Source organism: Dongia sp. agr-C8 (genome assembly GCF_054658695.1).
The window spans coordinates 812,394-830,563 of the sequence record NZ_BAAGHZ010000001.1; the positions used below are offsets into that span (position 1 = coordinate 812,394).

Below are 18,170 nucleotides of genomic sequence, written 5' to 3' on the forward strand. Positions count from 1 at the left end.
TTGCGCCATCAAAAGGCCGCGTCCAGGGCCTTGCCCAGGGCCTCGAAGGGCAGCAGCACGCAGTCCCGCCGGCTCTTCGCCGCATGGACCGGGGTGAAGACCCGCAGGTCCGCGAATCTCTCGGGCACCGCCGTGCCGTCCTCGATCAAGGCCTTGGCCGCCAGGGCCAACTCTCGCAGCGCCTCGGGGCTTCGGTCTTGCCCGAACGTGGCGATGGTCGCGGCCGCGGCGGCGCAAAGCAGGCAGCCCTTCACCTCGTGGCCGATCGCTTTCACCTTGCCGTCGCTCGTCTCGAGATCCAGCGTCACGCGGTCACCGCAAAGCGGGTTATCGACCGTGACGCTGGCGGTCGCCGTGGCGATGCGGCCCTCGCCGAAGGCCTCGCGGGCCCGCGCGACCAGTTCGGCGTGATAGAGCTCGGTGCTCATGACAGGGCCTTCGCCAGCAGCCGGTCGTAGGCTTCCGGCGTGTCGACATCGGTGAAGACGGCGGCGTCGTCGACACTGAGCTCCGCGACCTGGTCGTCATGGGCGCCGATCAGATGCCGCGCGCCGACATCGCCTTCGAGCGCCAGCATCTCTTCGAAATAGCGGCGGTCGAACAGCACCGGATTGCCCCGCTTGCCGTCCACCGTCGGCACCACGATGCTGCGGCCTTCGAGCGGGTTGTAGACGGCGACCAGGCGCCGGATCAGCGGCGCCGAGACTTGCGGCATGTCGCCCAGCATCACCAGCGCGGCGTCGGTCTTCGGCCCCAGCGCGCGGATGCCGGCCTTCAGCGAGGCGCTCATGCCGAGCTTGTGTTCGCGCGCCTCGACCACTTTCACCGCGCGGTCGCCCAAGGCTTCTCGCACCTTGCTGGCCTGATGCCCGCTGACCACGACGATCTCGCTCAAGCCGGCGCCGAGCGCCTGATCGACCGCATGGCAGAGGATCGGCTTGCCTTCGAGATCGAGCAGCAGCTTGTTGCGTCCCATGCGGCTGGAGCGCCCGGCCGCGAGGATGACCGCGGCGACGTTCGGCTTGCCGGGGACGGTGGCTTCCTCCGGCCGCTTGTCGCGCGGCTGCGGCCGGCTCGGGATCTCGCCCAAGAGGCCGCCGACGCCCATGGCGGCGATATCCGCGTTGCCGACCGGGAGGTCGGCCAGCACGCGCTGCAACACCCAGTCGAAGCCGTTGATCTTCGGCGAGCGGGCGCAGCCAGGCAGGCCGATGATCGGCTTGCCCGCGCGCTCCCCTAGCACCAGCAGGTTGCCGGGATCGACCGGCATGCCGAAGCGGGTGATCGTTCCGCCCGAAGCCTCGATCGCCGCCGGGATCACGTCATGGCGGTCGGCGATGGCGGAGGCGCCCATGACCAGGACGAGGTCGGCATCCTGGGTGGCGTTGATCGCCGCGGTCAGCGCGGTGCTGTCATGGGCGACGCGGCTGTCGGCCACCGGCGGGTTGCCAAAGGCGGCGAGCCGCTCGTTCATCACGCCCACGGCCTTGTCGAACAGGCTCGCCTTCATGCCGGGCAGCTGGGTCTGGATCAGCGCCACGCGACGCGCGCGATAGGGCGAGAGCCGCAAGCTGTGGTTTTGCCGCGCCAGGGCGACGCAGCGCTCCAGGTCCCCGCGCTTCACGCCAAACGGGATGATCTTCACCGTCGCCACCATCTGTCCCATGGTGACGGGGGAGTAGGGTGCCAGGGTGGCGAGGGTGATGTCCTCGCTCACCCGGTTGATCCGATCGACCTGGGCGACATCGGGCAGGAACACGCCATCGGACTTGGCATAGAGATTGGCGCGGCCGGTGAAGGAAGGGTCGAGCCGCAGGTGATCGGCAACCAGCGCCGTGGCCAGTTCCGCCGCGGCGCGATCCTCCGGCACGTCATCGGCTTCCAGCCGTACGACGGTGAGCTTGCTCAGTCCAGCTGCCTGCAACCTCGCCACATCCTCGGCGCTCAGGCGGCGGCCCTTCTTGAAGGCCTCGCCGTTGAAGCGCTGGGTGTGCACCAGGATCGTCCCGGCGCATTCCGCGATGGGCAGGTCGCCGAAGATCATTGTGAACCCGCGGCGCGCTGGCTTTGCCGATTCCGGCGCGCCGCGGTGAGCTGGGCGAGAACCGAGACCGCGATCTCGGCCGGCGATTTCGCGCCGATGTCGAGCCCGGCGGGGCCATGGATGCGGCCGAGATCCGCCTCGGTGAAGCCGGCCTTGGTCAGGCGGCCCAGGCGCGCGCCGTGCGTCTTCTTGCTGCCGAGCGCGCCGATATAGAAGGCCGGCGACTTCAATGCCGCACTCAGTGCCGGATCGTCGAGCTTCGGATCATGGGTCAGGGTGACGACGGCGGTGCGCACATCGGGGCTGAGCTTTGCCATCGCCTCGTCCGGCCAGTCGCCGCTCAAGGTCACGCCGGGAAAGCGATCCTCGGTCGCAAAGGCGCGGCGCGGATCGACGACGGTGACCGCGTAGCCGGCCATGGCCGCCATCGGCGCCAAGGCCTGGGAGATATGCACGGCACCGATGATGATCAGCCGCGGCGCCGGGTTGTGCACCTGGATGAAGCATTTCCGGCCGTCGAGTTCCACCTCGGCATTGCGATCCTCGCGGATCGCCTGCGCGACCGCATCGGCCGCCGCCGCGGACAGATTGAGCGCCGGCGCGCGGTGGCCCTCGGTGAAGAGGTCCTGCGCGCCGCTCGCCAGATCGGTGACCAGGGCCACCGGCTGCTTGCGGGCCTTGAGATCGAGCAGCTTCTCGACGGTGGCGAGCTTCACGGCCTCAATCCACCTTCTCGACAAAAACCTGCAGCTTGCCGCCGCAGGCCAGGCCGACTTCCCAGGCCTGCTCGTTGGTGATGCCGAAATCCAAGAGGCGCGGCTTGCCGTCGGCGATCACCTCCTGCGCCTCCTTGAAGACGGCGCCCTCGATGCAGCCGCCGGATACCGAGCCCAGCATCTTGCCGTCGGTCGAGACCACGAGCTGCGATCCCGCGGGTCGCGGCGAGGAGCCCCAGGTCGCGGTCACGGTGGCGAGCGCCACACCCTTGCCCTCGCGGCGCCAAAGCGCCGCGGCTTCCAGCACTTCCTGTTCTTCCATCATGCTGCCCTCGTCTCCTTTGCGTTCGGCCGCTCGCTGCGCGTGGTCGCCTTGCCGAGCGCGTCGGCCAGGCTCTGCATGCTGTCGAGATTATGGATCGCGCGGAAATCGTCAACGTGGCGGATCATCGCCTTGGCCCCCTGGCTCTGCGGCCGATAGGCTTCGTAGCGGAGCAGGGGGTTGAGCCAGATCAGGCGCCGGCAGGATTTCTGCAACCGGATCATCTCCTCTTCCAGGCCTTCGACGCCTTCCCGATCCAGGCCGTCGGTGATCAGCAGCACGACCGCACCCTGGCCCAGGACCCTTCGCGCCCATTTCACGTTGAAGTCGTGCAGGCAATGCCCGATCCGGGTGCCACCCGACCAGTCCTTCACATGGGAGCCGACCCGGTCCAGGGCAATGTCCACGTCGCGGTGCCGGAGATCCCGGGTGATGTTGGTGAGCCGGGTCCCGAACAGGAAGGTATGGACCCGGTCGCGGTCGTTGGTGATCGCATGCACGAAATGCAGCGCCATGCGCGAATAGCGGCTCATCGAGCCCGAGATGTCGCATAGGATCACCAAAGGCGGATGCCGGAATTTCGGCGATTTCAGCTTCAGCGGAATGGCGCCGGCATTCCTGAGGCTGGCGCGCAGGGTGGCGCGCATGTCCACGCGGCGGCCGCGGGGATCGGCGCCAAAGCGCCGTGTCGGCACCTCCATGATCGGCAGGCGGAGATTCGCGATCGCCTTCTTGGTCTCGGCCAGTTCGGCGTTGGTCATCTTCTCGAAATCCATCTCCTGCAGCATCTCGCGGTCGGAGAAGGTCATGGCGGCGTCGATCTCGACCTCTTCCTCGTCGGCCGGGACCTCATCCATGCCGCCCGCCCGGTCGCCCTGCAGCGCCTCGGCGAGCCGGGCCGCGAGCTCCTCCCGTTCCTCTTCCTCGCCCGACTTGTCGTAGCGGAACTGCGGCAGCAGCAGGGACATCATGCGCTGCAGGAATTGCGGATTCTTCCAGAAGATATGGAAGGCCTGGTCGAAGATCTCGCGCTGCTCGCGGCGCTGCACGAAGACCGCGTGCAGGGTCCAGTAGAAATCGTCGCGCGTGCCGATCCCGGCGGCCTTCACTGCCTCGACGGCGTCAATCACCTTGCCCGGACCGATCGGCAGGCCGGCGGCCCGCAGCGTGCGGGCGAAGAGCAGGATGTTCTGGGCGAGCCTGCTGCCCATTACGCACCCCCCATCACGCACCCATTGACACTTCAGTGCTGCAGCAGCTTGGCGGCCTTCTCGGCGGCGAGATCGGCGCGCACCTGTTCCAGGATCGAAGCGGCCTCGCTGCCGCGGATCCGCGCGATGTCGTCCTGGTACTTCAGCAAGGCGCCGAGGCTGCTGTCGATCGCGGCGCTGGTCAGCGCTACCTGGTCCAATTGCACCAGGGCGTCGGTCCAGTCGATGGTCTCGGCGACGCCCGGCAGCTTGAAGAGATCGCGCTTCCTGAGCTTCTGCACGAAGGCGACGACCTCCTGCGAGAGATCGAGGCCGGCGGCCGGCACCTTGGTCCTGAGGATCGCGAGCTCGCGCTCGGAATCCGGATAGTCGACCCAGTAGTAGAAGCAGCGCCGCTTCAAGGCGTCGTGGATCTCGCGGGTGCGGTTCGAGGTGATGACCACGATCGGCTTGGCGGCAGCCTTGACCGCGCCGATCTCCGGGATCGTCACCTGGAAGTCGGAAAGCAGCTCCAGCAGGAAGGCTTCGAACGGCTCGTCGGTGCGATCGAGCTCGTCGATCAGCAGCACCGGCGCGCCCTTGGGATCCGGCTCCAGGGCCTGCAACAGCGGCCGCTTGATCAGGAATCGCTCGGAGAAGATGTCCTGCGCGATCTTCTGCTTGTCGCCTTCATGCGCCGCCTCGGCGAGGCGGATCTCGATCATCTGCCGCGCATAGTTCCACTCATAGACCGCCGAGGCGATATCGAGCCCCTCGTAGCATTGCAGCCGCACCAGATTGCGGCCCAGCGTCTCGGCGAGGACCTTGGCGATCTCGGTCTTGCCGACGCCGGCCTCGCCTTCGAGGAACAGCGGACGGCCGAGCTTCAGCGACAGGAACACCGCGGTCGCAAGACTGCGGTCGGCGACGTAGTGCCCGGCCTTCAGCAGGTCCTGGGCCTCGTCGATGGAGCCGGGCAGGGCGGCCATCTCAATTGCCTTGAATGCGATCGGCTACTTCTGCACCCACTGGCCGGAGCTGTTCATGTAGTACATGCCGGGCTTCAGCTTCTGGGCGATGGTCTTCTCGGCGGCAAGCGCCCCGATTTCCTCGACCGGCACGCCCTTCTCTCCGGCAAGCTGCTGGTAGATCTTCCGCCGCTGGGCGTTGATGCTGTCCTTGAGCTGGACGATGTCCGGCGTCGGGTTCGCTGTCACGATGTCGACATAGCCGTCCGGCCGCTCACCCAGGAGCCCGGACGCGCGCGCGTCGTCCAGCGCATCGGCAAACGCGGCTGCCGGCAGCATGAGACAGAGGAGCAGCGCCGCAAGAGCAGTGCGAAGCCGGGCGATCGAGAAATGCGGGTTGTTCATCATTGCGGGTCTTCTTGTGTCGCCTGATGGTCAGAACAGGTTCGGGTTGTCGTTCACGAGGTTCTCGACATCCTTGTCGACCTTGATCCGGACTTCCTGCTCGATCTTGACGTTGAGGTTGATCACGATCGGTTTATCGGGCGCCTCGACCTTCACTGTCGGATTGCAGCCGGCGACAAGAGCGCCGACGGCAAACAATGCCAGCACTGCGGCCGCAGTGGCGCCCGAATGGATCCGAGGGGCGCTGTGCGCCCGGTTGGGAGAGGTTGACACCCGAAGGCCCTTTATTGGTTGAACGACTTCAGCCTCTCGCGGATCATATCCGGCACTTGGTAGCCGGCCAAGCCCTTGCGCAGAGCCTCGTCCAGTCGCCCGGCGACCGTGAGATTAAACTCCACCGGGTAACCATTGTAAAAGCTGGGATTGCGCCCGGCGATGTGCAAGCCCAGTTCGGTATCACCAGTCGCTTTGCGGTCCAAGTCGATCTCCAGCTTGTCGTAATGGAAATCGGACAGGGCGGAGAGGGCCATCTTGACGCTCTCCCCGGCATTGGCCAGCGCGGCAGGCCCCTGGTCCTGGTTGTACCGGAGGGTGCCCGGCCCCCCTGCGGTCAACTTTGCATGATCGATGGCGAGCCCGGCCGGGAACAGGGTGACCGGGATCTTGCCCGAGAGGATGCCGTCACCGGTCAAGCCGGCGATAGCGAAGAGCTCGAACAGGCGCCCCAGCGCGATCTTGTCCACGTTGAGCAGGATCTGCTGCGCCGGGGCGCCGAGCTTCAGCGCGACCGGGTCCAGCGTCACCTTGCCGCTCATCATTTCGAGCTGGCTTTGCTTGAGGCTCAGCGTCTGGCCGTCGTCGATCTTGAAGCGCACCAGCCCATTGGTCAGCGGCAAGCCGACATCGGCGAGCTCGATCGAGACGACCTGGTCGGGGGCCGTGGTGAGCGGCCAGGGCTTGTCGATCTCGATCACCGAATTGAGGTTGCGCAAGGCGATCGGCCCGAGCTTGCCGGAGAGGTTCTTCAGAGTGAGCGCGATCTGCGAGGTGATGCCGTTCTTCTCGATCAGGATCGGGCCTTTCGCGGCAATCGTTCCGCTCACCTCCTCTGTCGTGTGCGCGAGGTCGGCCATCAGCGCCTTGGGCTGCAAGCCACCCGGCGCGAAGGTGACGTCGGGCAGGTCGATGTCGAACTTGCCCTTGCCGGAACCGAGATCGTAACTGCCCTTGGCGGTCATGGTCGCCTTGGCGGCCGGAAGGCCGAGCTTGGCGGAGGCGGTGAGCTTGTTGCCGTCCAGCGTGGCCTTGCCGTCTAGATTGCCGGGGCCGATGCCGGACGGCCCGGTCCAGCTTCCGGCGCTGAGGGTGATGTCGATCTTGCCGTCCTGGCCCTTCAACGAGGCGCCGACATTCTTGGCGACGAGCGGCGGCTGGCTGGCGGTGACGGTGCCGTTCTTGAGGTCGAGATTGAACCTGGGCAGCCCGTCGGGCCCCACCGCAAATCCGAGCGTGCCGTTGGGCATGGCGACTTGCAGCGGCGCCGCCAGCGCCGGGGTCGTCACCTCGAGCGTGGTCAGGCCGATCGCCGCCGAGGCCGCGATCGGCGCCGTTTCGGTCGGGTGGAAGGGCAGGGTGAAGACGGTCTGGTCGGTCTTCTTGATCGTCAGCGTGGTCGGCTTGGTCAGCTTGACCGCGGGACCGAGCGCCGCCTGGGCGAACTTGATCGTGCCGTCGCGGCTCGGCCGGACCTGCAGCGCCTCATCCGAGTATAGAATCTGCAGCCCGACATCGAGCGCCGGCGACTTCAACTGCACCGCATTGACGTTGGCCGACTTGGTCTGCGCCTTCACGTCGAGCGTGGTCTGGACCGAGCCGTGTTCCGGATCGAGGTTGGCGAGGCTCGAGCCCTGCAGTTGCAAGGCGAGGTCCGGCGACCAGCCGCCGCTCGCCTTCACGGTGAAGCTGGGAACTTCGAGCCGCCGCTCCAACAGCACCGCGCGGCCGTTGCCGTCGATATCCATCGGCGCCGGCTGGGCCGGGAAGGACAGGCCGCTGCCGTTGAAGTTCCAGTCGGCGGCAAGAAACAGGGCGCCGGTCGCGATGCGGATGCCGCTGGAATTGGGATCGCCGGGCGGCGCCTTCAGCTGCGCGTTGAACTGCAAAGTTCCGGCCGTCGGCTGCGGCAGGCCCAGCATGGCCCAAAGTGCGGAATCCGCGGTCAGATCGACCGTCACCTTGCCCTTGGGCTGCGGCGCCTGGTCGCTCAACGCCGCGTTCAAATCGACCCGCACCGCGGAGCGCTTGTAGGCTTCGGTCAGCGCGAACTGGCTGTAGATGACGCCCTGGTCGATGGTCGCCATGCCGTCGCCGGCGAGACTGCCCATCGGCGTCTCCAGGTTCAGCACGATCTTGTGGAGGATGATCGAAGGTAAAGGCGTCGGCGCCGCGCCGTCTTCCCGCGGCGCCGTCAATTCCCGCAACAGGGGATCGAGCTCGCCGAGCGTCAGCGCGTGGCCGTCGTAGCGGGCGTTGATCTCGATCCGGCCGACCTCGACCCGCTGCAGCTGCATCGCCAGCGGTGCGTAATGCAGGCTGATATCGGTCGCCTTGACTTCGCCGCTGCCGCCCAGGGAGAGCGAGCCGATCTGGGCCTGGTCGCTGTCCAGGCGATTGATATCGAGCGCGCTGGAGATGCCGTATTTCATCTCCAGGGCCTTGGCCGCCGCCCAGGCCGCGAGATGCGTGCGCGAGAAGAAGCCGATCGCGGTCAGCAGGACCAGGAGCAGGACGACGAAAGCCGGCCATCGCCGGCGCCGCTTCCTCTGTTCCGGTCCCGGCTCAGCCATCGCTTGCCCTCATCCCACCGATCGGCACCCATCCGACCGGTCCCGGCCCCAATTCGATCCAGCCAGGGCCCGCGCGACGAACGGCGCCGCCGCGCGATTGGCCTGCTACTCGATCAGCCGGCGCCACCATCCGCGCCGGCGCGACGGATCGCCACTCTCCTCTGGCGCGACGGTGCGCACGCTCGGATCGGAGGATTCCCCGATCTCGATCACGGTCAGCCGGGAAGATGCGGTTTCGGTCTCATCGGCGGATTCGGATCTCTGCTCGGATCTCTGCGCGGCGGCCGGCAGGGCTGCCGGCTCCGGCGCATAAGCCGGCGCGACCGGCTCGTTGGCGGGCACTGAAGGCTGGCGCCATTGCGGCGGCAGCGCGTCGGAATCCTCCGGCACGGAGGGCTGCTCGCCCTGGTTTTCCGGCTGGTCCGCCGGAGTTTCATCTTGTCCTTCGCCCTGGGTCGCGCCCCGGGCTTCATCCTGGCCGCGCCGGGAGCGACGGCGGCCGCCGCGACGACCGCGCCGCCGCCGCCGGCGGCCTTCGCCGTCGCCGGATTCCTCGCCGCCCTCGGCTTCTTCACCGTCGTCGGCGGCTTCGGCTTCGCCGGCTTCCGCCGCGATCGGCGCTTCACCTGCGGCGGCTTCGCCCTGGATGACTCCCTCGGCCGGTGCTGGCGTCTCGCCGCCGCTGCGCTCCGCGGATTCGGTGAACTCGTCGGCGCTGAAGCGGTTGCCGCGGCCCCGACGCCGGCGGCGCCGGCGGCGGCCACGGCCACCTTGTTCGTCGTCGCCCGAAGCGGCGGCACCGGACTCGGCCGTCTCGGCCTCGCCTTCGGCTTCCGCCGCGCCCTCGATCTCGGCTTCGTCCTCGGCCTCCTCGACGACGTCGTCCTCGAGGTCGATCTCGGCATCGGTCGGCAGCGGGATCGGGGCCGGGGCGGGCGGCAGTTCCTCGCCCGGCGCCAGCTGCTTGATCCGCTCCAGGCGGAAGTCCGGCGGAGTCAGGCTGTCATCGCCGTTGACGTAGACGCGCACGCCGCGCCGCATCTCGAGCTGCGACAGCGCCATGCGCTTCTGGTTGAGGATATAGAGGGCCACCGCGGTCGGCGCGTAGACGCTGACGCCCGGGCTGAACGCCTTGGTGATCTCTTCCTCGACCAGGCGCAGCACGTGCAGCGCGGTCGAATCCACCGAACGGATGCGGCCCGACCCGCGGCAATGCGGGCAGATGTCGGTCGAAGCTTCCTGCAGCGAAGGGTGCAGGCGCTGCCGCGACATCTCCAAGAGGCCGAAGGAGCTGATGCGGCCGATCTGGATCCGCGCGCGGTCGTTCCTGAGCGCATCCTTCAGGCGACGCTCGACCGCGTTGTTGTTGCGGCCTTCCTCCATGTCGATGAAATCGATGACGATGAGGCCGGCGAGGTCGCGCAGCCGCAGCTGGCGCGCGATTTCCTCGGCCGCTTCCGAGTTGGTCTTGGTCGCGGTCTCCTCGATGTTGCGCTCTTTCGTGGCGCGGCCCGAGTTGACGTCGATCGCAACCAGCGCCTCGGTCTGATTGATGACGATGTAGCCGCCCGATCTGAGATGGACCGTCGGGTTGTGAATGGCCGCCAGCTGCGATTCCACCTGGTAGCGCTGGAACAGCGGGATCGACGGGTCGCGGTAGAGCTGGACGCGCTTGGCATGGCTCGGCGTCAGCATCCGCATGAAGGACTTGGCCTGGGTGTAACCCTCCACGCCGGCCACCACGATGTCGCCCATCTCGCGGGTATAGACGTCGCGGATCGAACGCTTGATCAGGCTGGCTTCCTCGTAGATCAGTGCCGGCGCCGAGGATTTCAGCGTGGTCTCGCGGATCTCGTCCCAGAGCCGCATCAGGTATTCGAAGTCGCGCTTGACCTCGGCCCGGCTGCGCTCGCTGCCGGCGGTGCGCACGATGACCGCCATGCCCTCCGGCACGTCGAGATCCTCGACGATCGACTTCAGGCGCTTGCGGTCGTTCAGGCTGGTAATCCGTCGCGAGATGCCGCCGCCGCGATCGGTGTTCGGCATCAGCACCGAGTAGCGGCCGGCGAGCGACAGATAAGTGGTGAGCGCCGCACCCTTGTTGCCGCGCTCTTCCTTGGTCACCTGGACCAGCAGGATCTGCCGGCGCTTGATGACTTCCTGGATCTTGTAGCGGCGCAGCGCGCGCTGGCGGCGACGCCTTGCGTTCTCTTCATCGACTTCCGGATCGTCGTCGCGCGCCGGCTCGGCGCCGCCGACGGTGTCGAACACTTCCTCGGAGACCGGGACTTCGACCAGCTCGCCCTGAGACGGCGGCGGCAGATCGGGATCGCCGGCCGATGGCGCGGCGTCCTCGTGGTGGAAACCGGAAGCCGACGCCTGGGCGCTCGGATCCTCGACCGGCGCTTCCGCTGCCGGCGTTTCGCTCAGGTCCTGGCGCAGGATCTCCTGATGCGCGAGCAGCGGCATCGCGACTTCGCCGGATAGCGGCTCCTCGGCGTGGTCGTGGTCCTCTTCGGCGCCCTCGAGATGATCGTCGCCGTCCGCCGCGTCCGACATCGGCTGGCTCGGCGCCTCGAAGAAGGAATCGCTCTCGCCATGGTCGTGATCGTGTTCGCCCTCGGCGAGATCCGCGGCGGCGTGATCGTCATGATGGTCTTCGCCGCCATGATCTTCAGCGGCGTGATCGTGATGCAGTTCCGCCGTCTCGTCGGCTGCGCCGCCGGCGGCGGCTTCCGAGCGCCGTCCGCCGCGGTTGCGCCGGCCGCGGCGCGGCTTTTCCTCCGGCTCGCCTTCAAGCGCCGCCTGGGTCTCGCGGATCAGCGCTTCGCGATCGGCGACCGGGATGCGGTAATAATCGGGATGGATTTCGCTGAAGGCGAGGAAGCCGTGGCGGTTGCCGCCATACTCGACGAAACAGGCCTGCAGCGAGGGTTCTACGCGGGTGACCTTGGCGAGGTAGATGTTGCCTTTGAGCGGGCGGCGGCCCGCTATTTCAACGTCAAATTCCTCAAGCTTCTTTCCATCCACCACCGCGACCCGCGTCTCTTCCGGGTGGGTGGCGTCGATCAACATTGTTTTGGCCATGCGGGAAATACTCCGGCGCGCGCCAGGCTCCGCCAAAGGCGGTGGGAGCCGGCGTCTGCGCGAATTGGGTTGGTGAATTCCAGGTGTTGGTCATGTTTACCTGTGACGAACAGCGTCGCTCTGCGTATTCCCGGCGGGCACAAGTCCCGCCGCGGGTCGCATCTGCGACGCCAAAGCAACCGGTTCGGATCGGGACCGCTCGGGCCATTACGCGCCGCTTGAGCAGATGCCCTGATGGCCGGACCGGCCAAGACCTGACTGCGATCGGGGCGCCCCCCCTTTTTCTTCGGCCCTTCCGGGCCAGCGGAGCGTCGTTAATCCTTCGTCAAGTCGCAGGCAGAATAGTGACCAAGGCCAACCAAGACAATGCCAATCCGCCCGGCTGGTCCGGGCCCGGCGCATGGGCTTGGTCGAATCAATGAATTGTGTTGATTCACAGGTAGTTACGGGGCTATACTTTGACTCCTTTCTCGGGAGTTCGGACTAAATGCGCGATCTGAGGCGGGTTTTTGCTGGGATGGCGAGGATCGTTTTCCTTGTCGCGATCGCTCTTGCGATCCCGGCCGCCTGTTCGATTCCGGCCTGGGCGAAACCCGCGGTCACCGGCGCCAAGCTCGGCGTCGAGCCCAACCTGACTCGCGTCGAGCTCGCGCTGAGCGGCGCCGCGGAATACCGGATATTCACCCTGGCCGATCCCAACCGCGTCGTCATCGACCTGTCCGAAGTGGCCTGGAAGGTGAAGGAGGGCAAGAAGCTGCAGGGCCGCGGGCTGGTGGCTGCTTTGCGCTACGGCCTGTTCAAGGCGGGCACTTCGCGGATCGTGCTCGACCTGACGGGCCCGGCCGCGGTGACCGATGCCCGGATCCTGCCGGCCGACGGCAAGCTGCCGCTGCGCCTCGCGCTCGACCTGCGTCCGACCGATTCGGCGGCCTTCAAGGCGGCGGCCCAGACCATTCTCTTCGCCTCGGCGGGCGCCTCTGCGCCGGGCGGCCCGGCGACGCCCGCCGAAGTCGCGCCCAAGGTTGCCGGGGCGCCGAAGCTGGCGGACGCCGCGATCCCCGGATCCAAGAAGGTGGATAAGGGCGGGACCGTGACACTTCAGGTGGCGCCCAAGGCGGAAGCCGTCGCTGCCGCGCCGCCGCCGGCCAAGCCGCTGATCGTGATCGATCCCGGCCATGGCGGCATCGATCCCGGCGCGCTCGGCTCCAACGCGATGGAGAAGAACATCACCCTGGCCGTGGCCAAGCAGCTCCGCCAGCAGCTGCTGGCGACCGGCCGCTTCCGCGTGGTGCTGACCCGGGACAAGGACGTCTTCATCCCCTTGCGTGACCGCTTCAAGATCGCCCGCGACAAGAACGCCGACCTTTTCATCTCGCTGCACGCGGATTCCAACCCGAGCGCCCAGGCGCGCGGCGCCTCGGTTTACACCCTCTCGGACAAGGCCTCCGACGCCGAGGCCGAGGCCCTGGCGGCCAAGGAGAACAAGTCCGACGTGATCGCCGGCGTCGATCTCTCCAAGGAGAACCAGACCGTCACCGGCATCCTGATCGACCTCGCCCAGCGCGAGACCACCAACATGTCGTCCCGCTTCGCCTCGATCCTGGTGAACGACCTCAGGAACGACACCCTGATGCTGAACAACAGCCACCGCTTCGCCGGATTTGCGGTGCTGAAAGCCCCGGATGTCCCGTCGGTCCTGCTGGAGATGGGCTATGTCTCCAGCTCTCAGGATGAGCAGCTGCTGACGAATTCCCGGCATCAGAAGAAGCTGGCCGGCTCGATCACCCGCTCGATCGAGAACTACTTCGACTGGCGGGACATGATCCGCCACACCGAGGTAACGGATTCCGACGTTTCCGCGACCGAGGTCGCCAAGCTGCCCTGATCCTCGTCGCGATCGGCTTCCGGCCCGGCAAGGGACCGGAAGCAGGGCCCTGCCCTGGCGTGATCGGCGACATAGCAGCCCCGGAATCAGCAACCAAAGTCGCAAATTTGCCTTGATCCGGCAGTAGGTTCCGCACTTATTCGTGACCGAACAGGACTGAAACGCTGGACCCTGGTTTTCCGGGACCGGGCAGGCTAGACAAAGCACCATGAGCAACGAATTTCCGCCCCTGCGCGCCGTGCGTCTGGACGACGACGCGGGCGACGCACTACCGCTCCGGCCGCTGCCGCTGGAACAGTTCGAGCCGAAGAAGAAGCGCGGCCGCGACAGGAAGAAGCGCCGCGGCGGGCTGGACGACGACGTGGGCGACGCACTGCCGCCCCCGCCGCTGCCGCCGGAACAGCCCGAGCCGAAGAAGAAGCGTGGGCGCGATCCGAAGAAGAGGCGCGGCGGCGGCTTCCGCCTGCCCTGGGTGATCTCCTTCCTGCTCAGCATCATCTTCGTCGGCGGCACGGTCGCCGCGATCGGCGGCTGGGTTGCGTGGATGCATTATTCCGAGGGCCTGCCGGATTACTACCAGCTCGCCAGCTACGACCCGCCGGTGGTCAGCCGCGTCTATGCCGGCGACGGTCGCCTGCTGGCTGAATATGCGGTGGAGAACCGGGTCTTCGTGCCGATCACCGCGATTCCGAAACGCGTGATCAACGCCTTCCTTTCGGCCGAGGACAAGACCTTCTACACCCATCCCGGCATCGACGTGCCGAGCCTGGTGAAGGCCGCCTGGATCAACATATTGAACTACGGGCGCGACCGCCGTCCGATCGGCGCCTCGACCATCACCCAGCAGGTGACCAAGAATTTCCTGCTCTCCAACGAGGTCTCCTACGGCCGCAAGATCAAGGAAGCGATTCTGGCACTGCGCATCGAGAAGGCCTTCTCCAAGGACCGCATCCTCGAGCTCTATCTCAACCAGATCTATCTCGGCTCCGGCAATTACGGCGTCGCCGCCGCCTCGATCAACTACTTCAACAAGTCGCTGAACGAGCTGACCATCGGTGAGGCGGCCTATCTCGCCTCACTGCCCAAGGCGCCGAACAACTACAACATGAAGCGCAATCACGAAGCGGCACTCGAGCGTCGCAACTGGGTGATCGACCGGATGCAGGAGAACGGCGCGATCACCGCGGAGGAGGCGACCGCCGCCAAGGCCGAGCCGCTGGAGCAGCGCGAGCGCGCCCAGACCGAGCGCGTCACCGCCGACTACTTCGCCGAGGAAGTGCGTCGCGAGCTGGCGCAGCGCTTCGGCCAGGATGCGCTCTACAAGAAGGGCCTGACGGTCCGCGCCACGGTCAATCCGGACTTGCAGATCGATGCCGACAACGCGCTCCGGAAAGCGCTTACCTCCTATGACCGCACCCGCGGCTATCGCGGCCCGCTGAAGCACCTCGAGGTCACCGACACGTGGAAGGACGAACTCGCCAAGCTCGAGCCGATGCCCTGGCTCTATCAGTGGCAGCAGGCGATCGTGCTGGGCGTCGACAAGCAGGCGGCCAAGATCGGGCTCAAAGACGGGACCGAAGGCAGCATTCCCCTGGCGGAGCTGGTCTGGGCCAGGAAGCAGATGCCCGACTTCAGCCGCGGCCCGCAGATCAAGTCGGCCGAGGACGTGCTCAAGGTCGGCGACGTCGTCGCCGTCGAGCCGGTCGAGAAGGACAAGGACGACAAGCCCTATCCCACCGGGACCTATGGCCTGCGCCAGGTGCCGGAAGTTTCCGGCGCCTTCGTGGCGATGGACCCGCATACCGGCCGCGTGCTCGCCATGAGCGGCGGCTGGAACTACCAGCAGAGCGAGTTCAACCGCGCGACCCAGGCGATGCGCCAGCCCGGCTCCTCCTTCAAGCCGATCGTCTATCTCGCGGCGCTCGAATCCGGCTTCACGCCCTCGACCGTCATCCTCGACGCGCCGATGATGATCAGCCAAGGCCCCGGCCTGCCGATGTGGCAGCCGGAGAACTTCAAGCAGGAGTACTTCGGCCCGGCGACCTTGCGCGTCGGCCTCGAGAACTCGCGCAACCTGATGACTATCCGCGTCGCGCAGACCATCGGCATGGCCAAGGTCGCCGAGATGGCGGGGCGGCTCGGCGTGATGGACAACATGCAGCAGACGCTGGCGATGTCGATCGGCGCCGGCGAGACCACCGTGCTGCGGATGGTCTCGGCCTATTCGATGATCGTGAACGGCGGCAAGAAGATCGAGCCGACCTTCATCGACCGCGTGCAGGACGGGCAGGGCTGGACCCTCTATCGCCACGACCAGCGCAAATGCGATGGTTGCGCGGGTATACCCTATGACGGCCAGCCGCCGCCGGATCTGCCGGACGACCGCCCGCAGGTGCTGGACCCGATGGTCGCCTATCAGATGGTCTCGCTGATGGAAGGTGTGGTGCGCCGCGGCACGGGTTCCGCCGTCAGCAAGGTCGGCAAGCCGCTCGCCGGCAAGACCGGCACCACCAATGACGGCCGCGACGTCTGGTTCGTCGGCTTCTCGCCCGATCTCGCCGCCGGCGTTTATGTCGGCTTCGACCAGCCGCGCACCCTCGGCGAGAAGGCAACCGGCGGCACGCTCTCGGCGCCGGTGTTCCGCGACTTCATGATGGCGGCGCTCAAAGACAAGCCTGCCACTCCATTCCGCGTCCCGCCCGGGATCCGCCTGGTCCGCGTCAACTACAAGACCGGCCAGCGGGTGCAGCCGGGCGACGAGGGCCGGGTCATCTGGGAAGCCTTCCGCCCGGGCACCGAGCCCAACGGCGCGCCGATGCAGATCGTCGAAGGCGACAGCAGCTACAGCCAGGACGCGGGCTACGGCACGGTCATCCCGTTGGAAAGCCAGATGCCGCAGCAGGCGACGGATTCGATGCCGCAGGACACCGCCACCAGCATCCTCGACATGCCGACGCAGGCGCCGCAAGTGACCTACACCCAGCCGCTCTACGGCCCGGGCGAGGGTTCGAATCCGGCGGACTATCACCCGACCAATGTCGCCCCGCCGGGCGTCGGCGTCACCCAGCCCGCGGCGGACGCGACCGGCACCACGCCACCGGCACCGGTCGACGGCAACATCGCGCCGAACCAGCTGGGTGAACTCGGCACCGCACCGCCGCCACCGCTGCCGAACACGGTGGACCAGCTCGACAGCCCGCCGCCGGCCCCGACCATGCCGCTGTCGAACGAGGACCTGACCCGTCCGCTCGATCCGGCGCTCGGCGGCACGCCCCCGGCGGCCCCGCCGGCCCAGGCGCCGGCGCCGGCCGATTCCTCGGGCGGTCTTTACTAGCGGAAACCGTGGGAAGTTGACGCGGCGGCCGGATTCCCCCATGTTCCGGCCGCTTTTCTTGAAGGAATGGAATTAGGCCATGCGCGCTGAGATCGAGCAGGCGGCGACGGAGATCAGATCCTCGCTGGCGCTGCTGAGGAGGCATCTTTGACTGGGACAACGCGCTCCGACGCCTCGACGAACTGAACGCGCTCGCCGAAGATCCGACGCTCTGGGACAAGCCTGAAAAGGCGCAGAAGATCATGCGCGAGCGCACGCATCTCTCCGATGCGATCGGCGCCTTCCGCGCGATGGAGCGCGAGCTCGACGATGCCCTGACCCTGGCCGAGCTGGGCGAGGCTGAAGGCGACAGCGCTTCGGTGGACGAAGCGCAGCGCAATCTCGCCGCCTTGAAGGAGCACGCCGCCAAACGCGAGCTGGAATCGCTGCTCTCCGGCGAAGCCGACATGAACGACTGCTATCTCGAGGTCCATGCCGGCGCCGGCGGCACCGAGGCGCAGGACTGGGCGCAGATGCTGCTGCGCATGTATGTGCGCTGGGCCGAGCAGCACGGCTACAAGGTCGAGTGGCTGGAAGAGAGCGCCGGCGAAGAGGCCGGGCTGAAATCAGCCACCATCGAGATCAAGGGGCCGAACGCCTATGGCTGGCTGAAATCGGAATCCGGCATCCACCGCCTGGTCCGCATCTCGCCTTTCGATTCCAACGCGCGGCGCCACACCTCCTTCTCGTCGGTCTGGGTCTATCCGGTGATCGACGACGACATCCAGATCGAGGTGTTGGACAAGGACCTGAAGGTCGACACCTTCCGCGCCTCTGGCGCCGGCGGCCAGCACATCAACAAGACCGATTCCGCGATCCGCATCACCCATATCCCGACCGGCATCGTCGTCTCCTGCCAGGCCGACCGCTCGCAGCACCGCAACCGCGCCATGGCCATGGACATGCTCAAAGCCCGCATGTACGAGGCCGAGCTCCGCAAGCGCGAGGAGGCGAGCGCCGCGATCGAGGCGCAGAAGACCGACATCGGCTGGGGCCACCAGCTCCGCTCCTACGTGCTGCAGCCCTACCAGATGGTGAAGGACCTCCGCACCGAGGTCGAAACCAGCGACACCCAGGGCGTGCTCGACGGCGATATCGATCGGTTTTTGTCCGCGGCGCTGGCGGCGAAGATCCAGGGCGGGCCGGGGGCGGAGAAGGCATAGCCGGACGCCGCCGCGCCCGATTCTGCATCTGAACCTCTCGCGCCTGCCTGCGGCACTAGGGCGACTTGCCCTTTACGGGCTGGTGGATGATCCTTCGCTTAAGGGTTGCTGGACCTTTCTAGTTCAAACTGAGGTCGGAACTGACGGCTCGGTGACCCGGTCGTCGCATCC

The 18,170-nt window shown here is 67.0% G+C and carries 13 protein-coding genes; 3 read left to right on the forward strand and 10 right to left on the reverse strand.

Features of this window, described 5'->3' with window-relative positions:
- Window positions 1-8 precede the first annotated feature (8 nt).
- From ACYQ4T_RS03685 to ACYQ4T_RS03730, 10 genes are all read right to left on the reverse strand, one after another.
- Entirely contained in the window at window positions 9-428 is a 420-nt protein-coding gene (locus ACYQ4T_RS03685; protein WP_459850925.1) for an iron-sulfur cluster assembly scaffold protein, read from the reverse strand.
- On the reverse strand, window positions 425-2,044 hold the full coding sequence (locus tag ACYQ4T_RS03690; RefSeq protein ID WP_459850926.1) for an NTP transferase domain-containing protein: 1,620 nt from the start codon (window positions 2,042-2,044) through the stop codon (window positions 425-427). Before ACYQ4T_RS03690 ends, ACYQ4T_RS03685 begins: the two co-directional genes overlap by 4 nt.
- Window positions 2,041-2,760, reverse strand: a complete 720-nt coding sequence (locus ACYQ4T_RS03695; RefSeq protein ID WP_459850927.1) for an XdhC family protein — start codon at window positions 2,758-2,760, stop codon at window positions 2,041-2,043. Before ACYQ4T_RS03695 ends, ACYQ4T_RS03690 begins: the two co-directional genes overlap by 4 nt.
- 4 nt (window positions 2,761-2,764) lie before the next feature.
- On the reverse strand, window positions 2,765-3,085 hold the full coding sequence (locus ACYQ4T_RS03700) for an XdhC family protein (RefSeq protein WP_459850928.1): 321 nt from the start codon (window positions 3,083-3,085) through the stop codon (window positions 2,765-2,767).
- Window positions 3,082-4,293, reverse strand: a complete 1,212-nt coding sequence (locus tag ACYQ4T_RS03705) for a vWA domain-containing protein (protein WP_459850929.1) — start codon at window positions 4,291-4,293, stop codon at window positions 3,082-3,084. Before ACYQ4T_RS03705 ends, ACYQ4T_RS03700 begins: the two co-directional genes overlap by 4 nt.
- 32 nt (window positions 4,294-4,325) lie before the next feature.
- Window positions 4,326-5,261 carry an AAA family ATPase gene (locus ACYQ4T_RS03710; protein WP_459850930.1) on the reverse strand — a complete coding sequence of 312 codons (936 nt, stop codon included), beginning with the start codon at window positions 5,259-5,261 and terminating at the stop codon, window positions 4,326-4,328.
- A 24-nt stretch (window positions 5,262-5,285) separates the two neighbouring features.
- A complete protein-coding gene (locus ACYQ4T_RS03715; protein ID WP_459850931.1) occupies window positions 5,286-5,648 on the reverse strand; it encodes a YdbL family probable chaperone protein in 363 nt (120 codons plus the stop codon).
- 27 nt (window positions 5,649-5,675) lie between these two features.
- Window positions 5,676-5,852 carry a YnbE family lipoprotein gene (locus tag ACYQ4T_RS03720; protein WP_459850932.1) on the reverse strand — a complete coding sequence of 59 codons (177 nt, stop codon included), beginning with the start codon at window positions 5,850-5,852 and terminating at the stop codon, window positions 5,676-5,678.
- A gap of 77 nt (window positions 5,853-5,929) precedes the next feature.
- On the reverse strand, window positions 5,930-8,491 hold the full coding sequence (locus ACYQ4T_RS03725) for an intermembrane phospholipid transport protein YdbH family protein (RefSeq protein WP_459850933.1): 2,562 nt from the start codon (window positions 8,489-8,491) through the stop codon (window positions 5,930-5,932).
- Between the two features lie 105 nt (window positions 8,492-8,596).
- A complete protein-coding gene (locus ACYQ4T_RS03730) occupies window positions 8,597-11,578 on the reverse strand; it encodes an Rne/Rng family ribonuclease (protein WP_459850934.1) in 2,982 nt (993 codons plus the stop codon).
- Window positions 11,579-12,095: 517 nt separating this feature from the next.
- On the opposite strand from ACYQ4T_RS03730, the gene ACYQ4T_RS03735 reads away from it, so the two are divergent.
- From ACYQ4T_RS03735 to prfB, 3 genes are all read left to right on the forward strand, one after another.
- Entirely contained in the window at window positions 12,096-13,463 is a 1,368-nt protein-coding gene (locus tag ACYQ4T_RS03735; protein ID WP_459850935.1) for an N-acetylmuramoyl-L-alanine amidase, read from the forward strand.
- Window positions 13,464-13,671: 208 nt separating this feature from the next.
- Window positions 13,672-16,797 (forward strand): penicillin-binding protein 1A, encoded by a 3,126-nt coding sequence (locus ACYQ4T_RS03740; RefSeq protein ID WP_459850936.1) that lies wholly within the window; start codon window positions 13,672-13,674, stop codon window positions 16,795-16,797.
- Window positions 16,798-16,876: 79 nt separating this feature from the next.
- Window positions 16,877-17,999 (forward strand): peptide chain release factor 2 gene (prfB, locus tag ACYQ4T_RS03745; protein ID WP_459850937.1). Its coding sequence is split into 2 segments (ribosomal slippage): window positions 16,877-16,945 and window positions 16,947-17,999, totalling 1,122 coding nucleotides; the frame shifts between segments, so codons are not numbered across the junction.
- Window positions 18,000-18,170 lie beyond the last annotated feature (171 nt).

What these genes read in the sequence shown, in the direction of transcription:
- ACYQ4T_RS03710 (WP_459850930.1), bottom strand. Translation starts at nt 5,261, where the DNA reads ATGGCCGCCCTGCCCGGCTCCATCGACGAGGCCCAGGACCTGCTGAAG.
- ACYQ4T_RS03705 (WP_459850929.1), bottom strand. Translation starts at nt 4,293, where the DNA reads ATGGGCAGCAGGCTCGCCCAGAACATCCTGCTCTTCGCCCGCACGCTG.
- ACYQ4T_RS03690 (WP_459850926.1), bottom strand. Translation starts at nt 2,044, where the DNA reads ATGATCTTCGGCGACCTGCCCATCGCGGAATGCGCCGGGACGATCCTG.
- ACYQ4T_RS03725 (WP_459850933.1), bottom strand. Translation starts at nt 8,491, where the DNA reads ATGGCTGAGCCGGGACCGGAACAGAGGAAGCGGCGCCGGCGATGGCCG.
- ACYQ4T_RS03685 (WP_459850925.1), bottom strand. Translation starts at nt 428, where the DNA reads ATGAGCACCGAGCTCTATCACGCCGAACTGGTCGCGCGGGCCCGCGAG.
- ACYQ4T_RS03700 (WP_459850928.1), bottom strand. Translation starts at nt 3,085, where the DNA reads ATGATGGAAGAACAGGAAGTGCTGGAAGCCGCGGCGCTTTGGCGCCGC.
- ACYQ4T_RS03735 (WP_459850935.1), top strand. Translation starts at nt 12,096, where the DNA reads ATGGCGAGGATCGTTTTCCTTGTCGCGATCGCTCTTGCGATCCCGGCC.
- ACYQ4T_RS03730 (WP_459850934.1), bottom strand. Translation starts at nt 11,578, where the DNA reads ATGGCCAAAACAATGTTGATCGACGCCACCCACCCGGAAGAGACGCGG.
- ACYQ4T_RS03740 (WP_459850936.1), top strand. Translation starts at nt 13,672, where the DNA reads ATGAGCAACGAATTTCCGCCCCTGCGCGCCGTGCGTCTGGACGACGAC.
- ACYQ4T_RS03715 (WP_459850931.1), bottom strand. Translation starts at nt 5,648, where the DNA reads ATGATGAACAACCCGCATTTCTCGATCGCCCGGCTTCGCACTGCTCTT.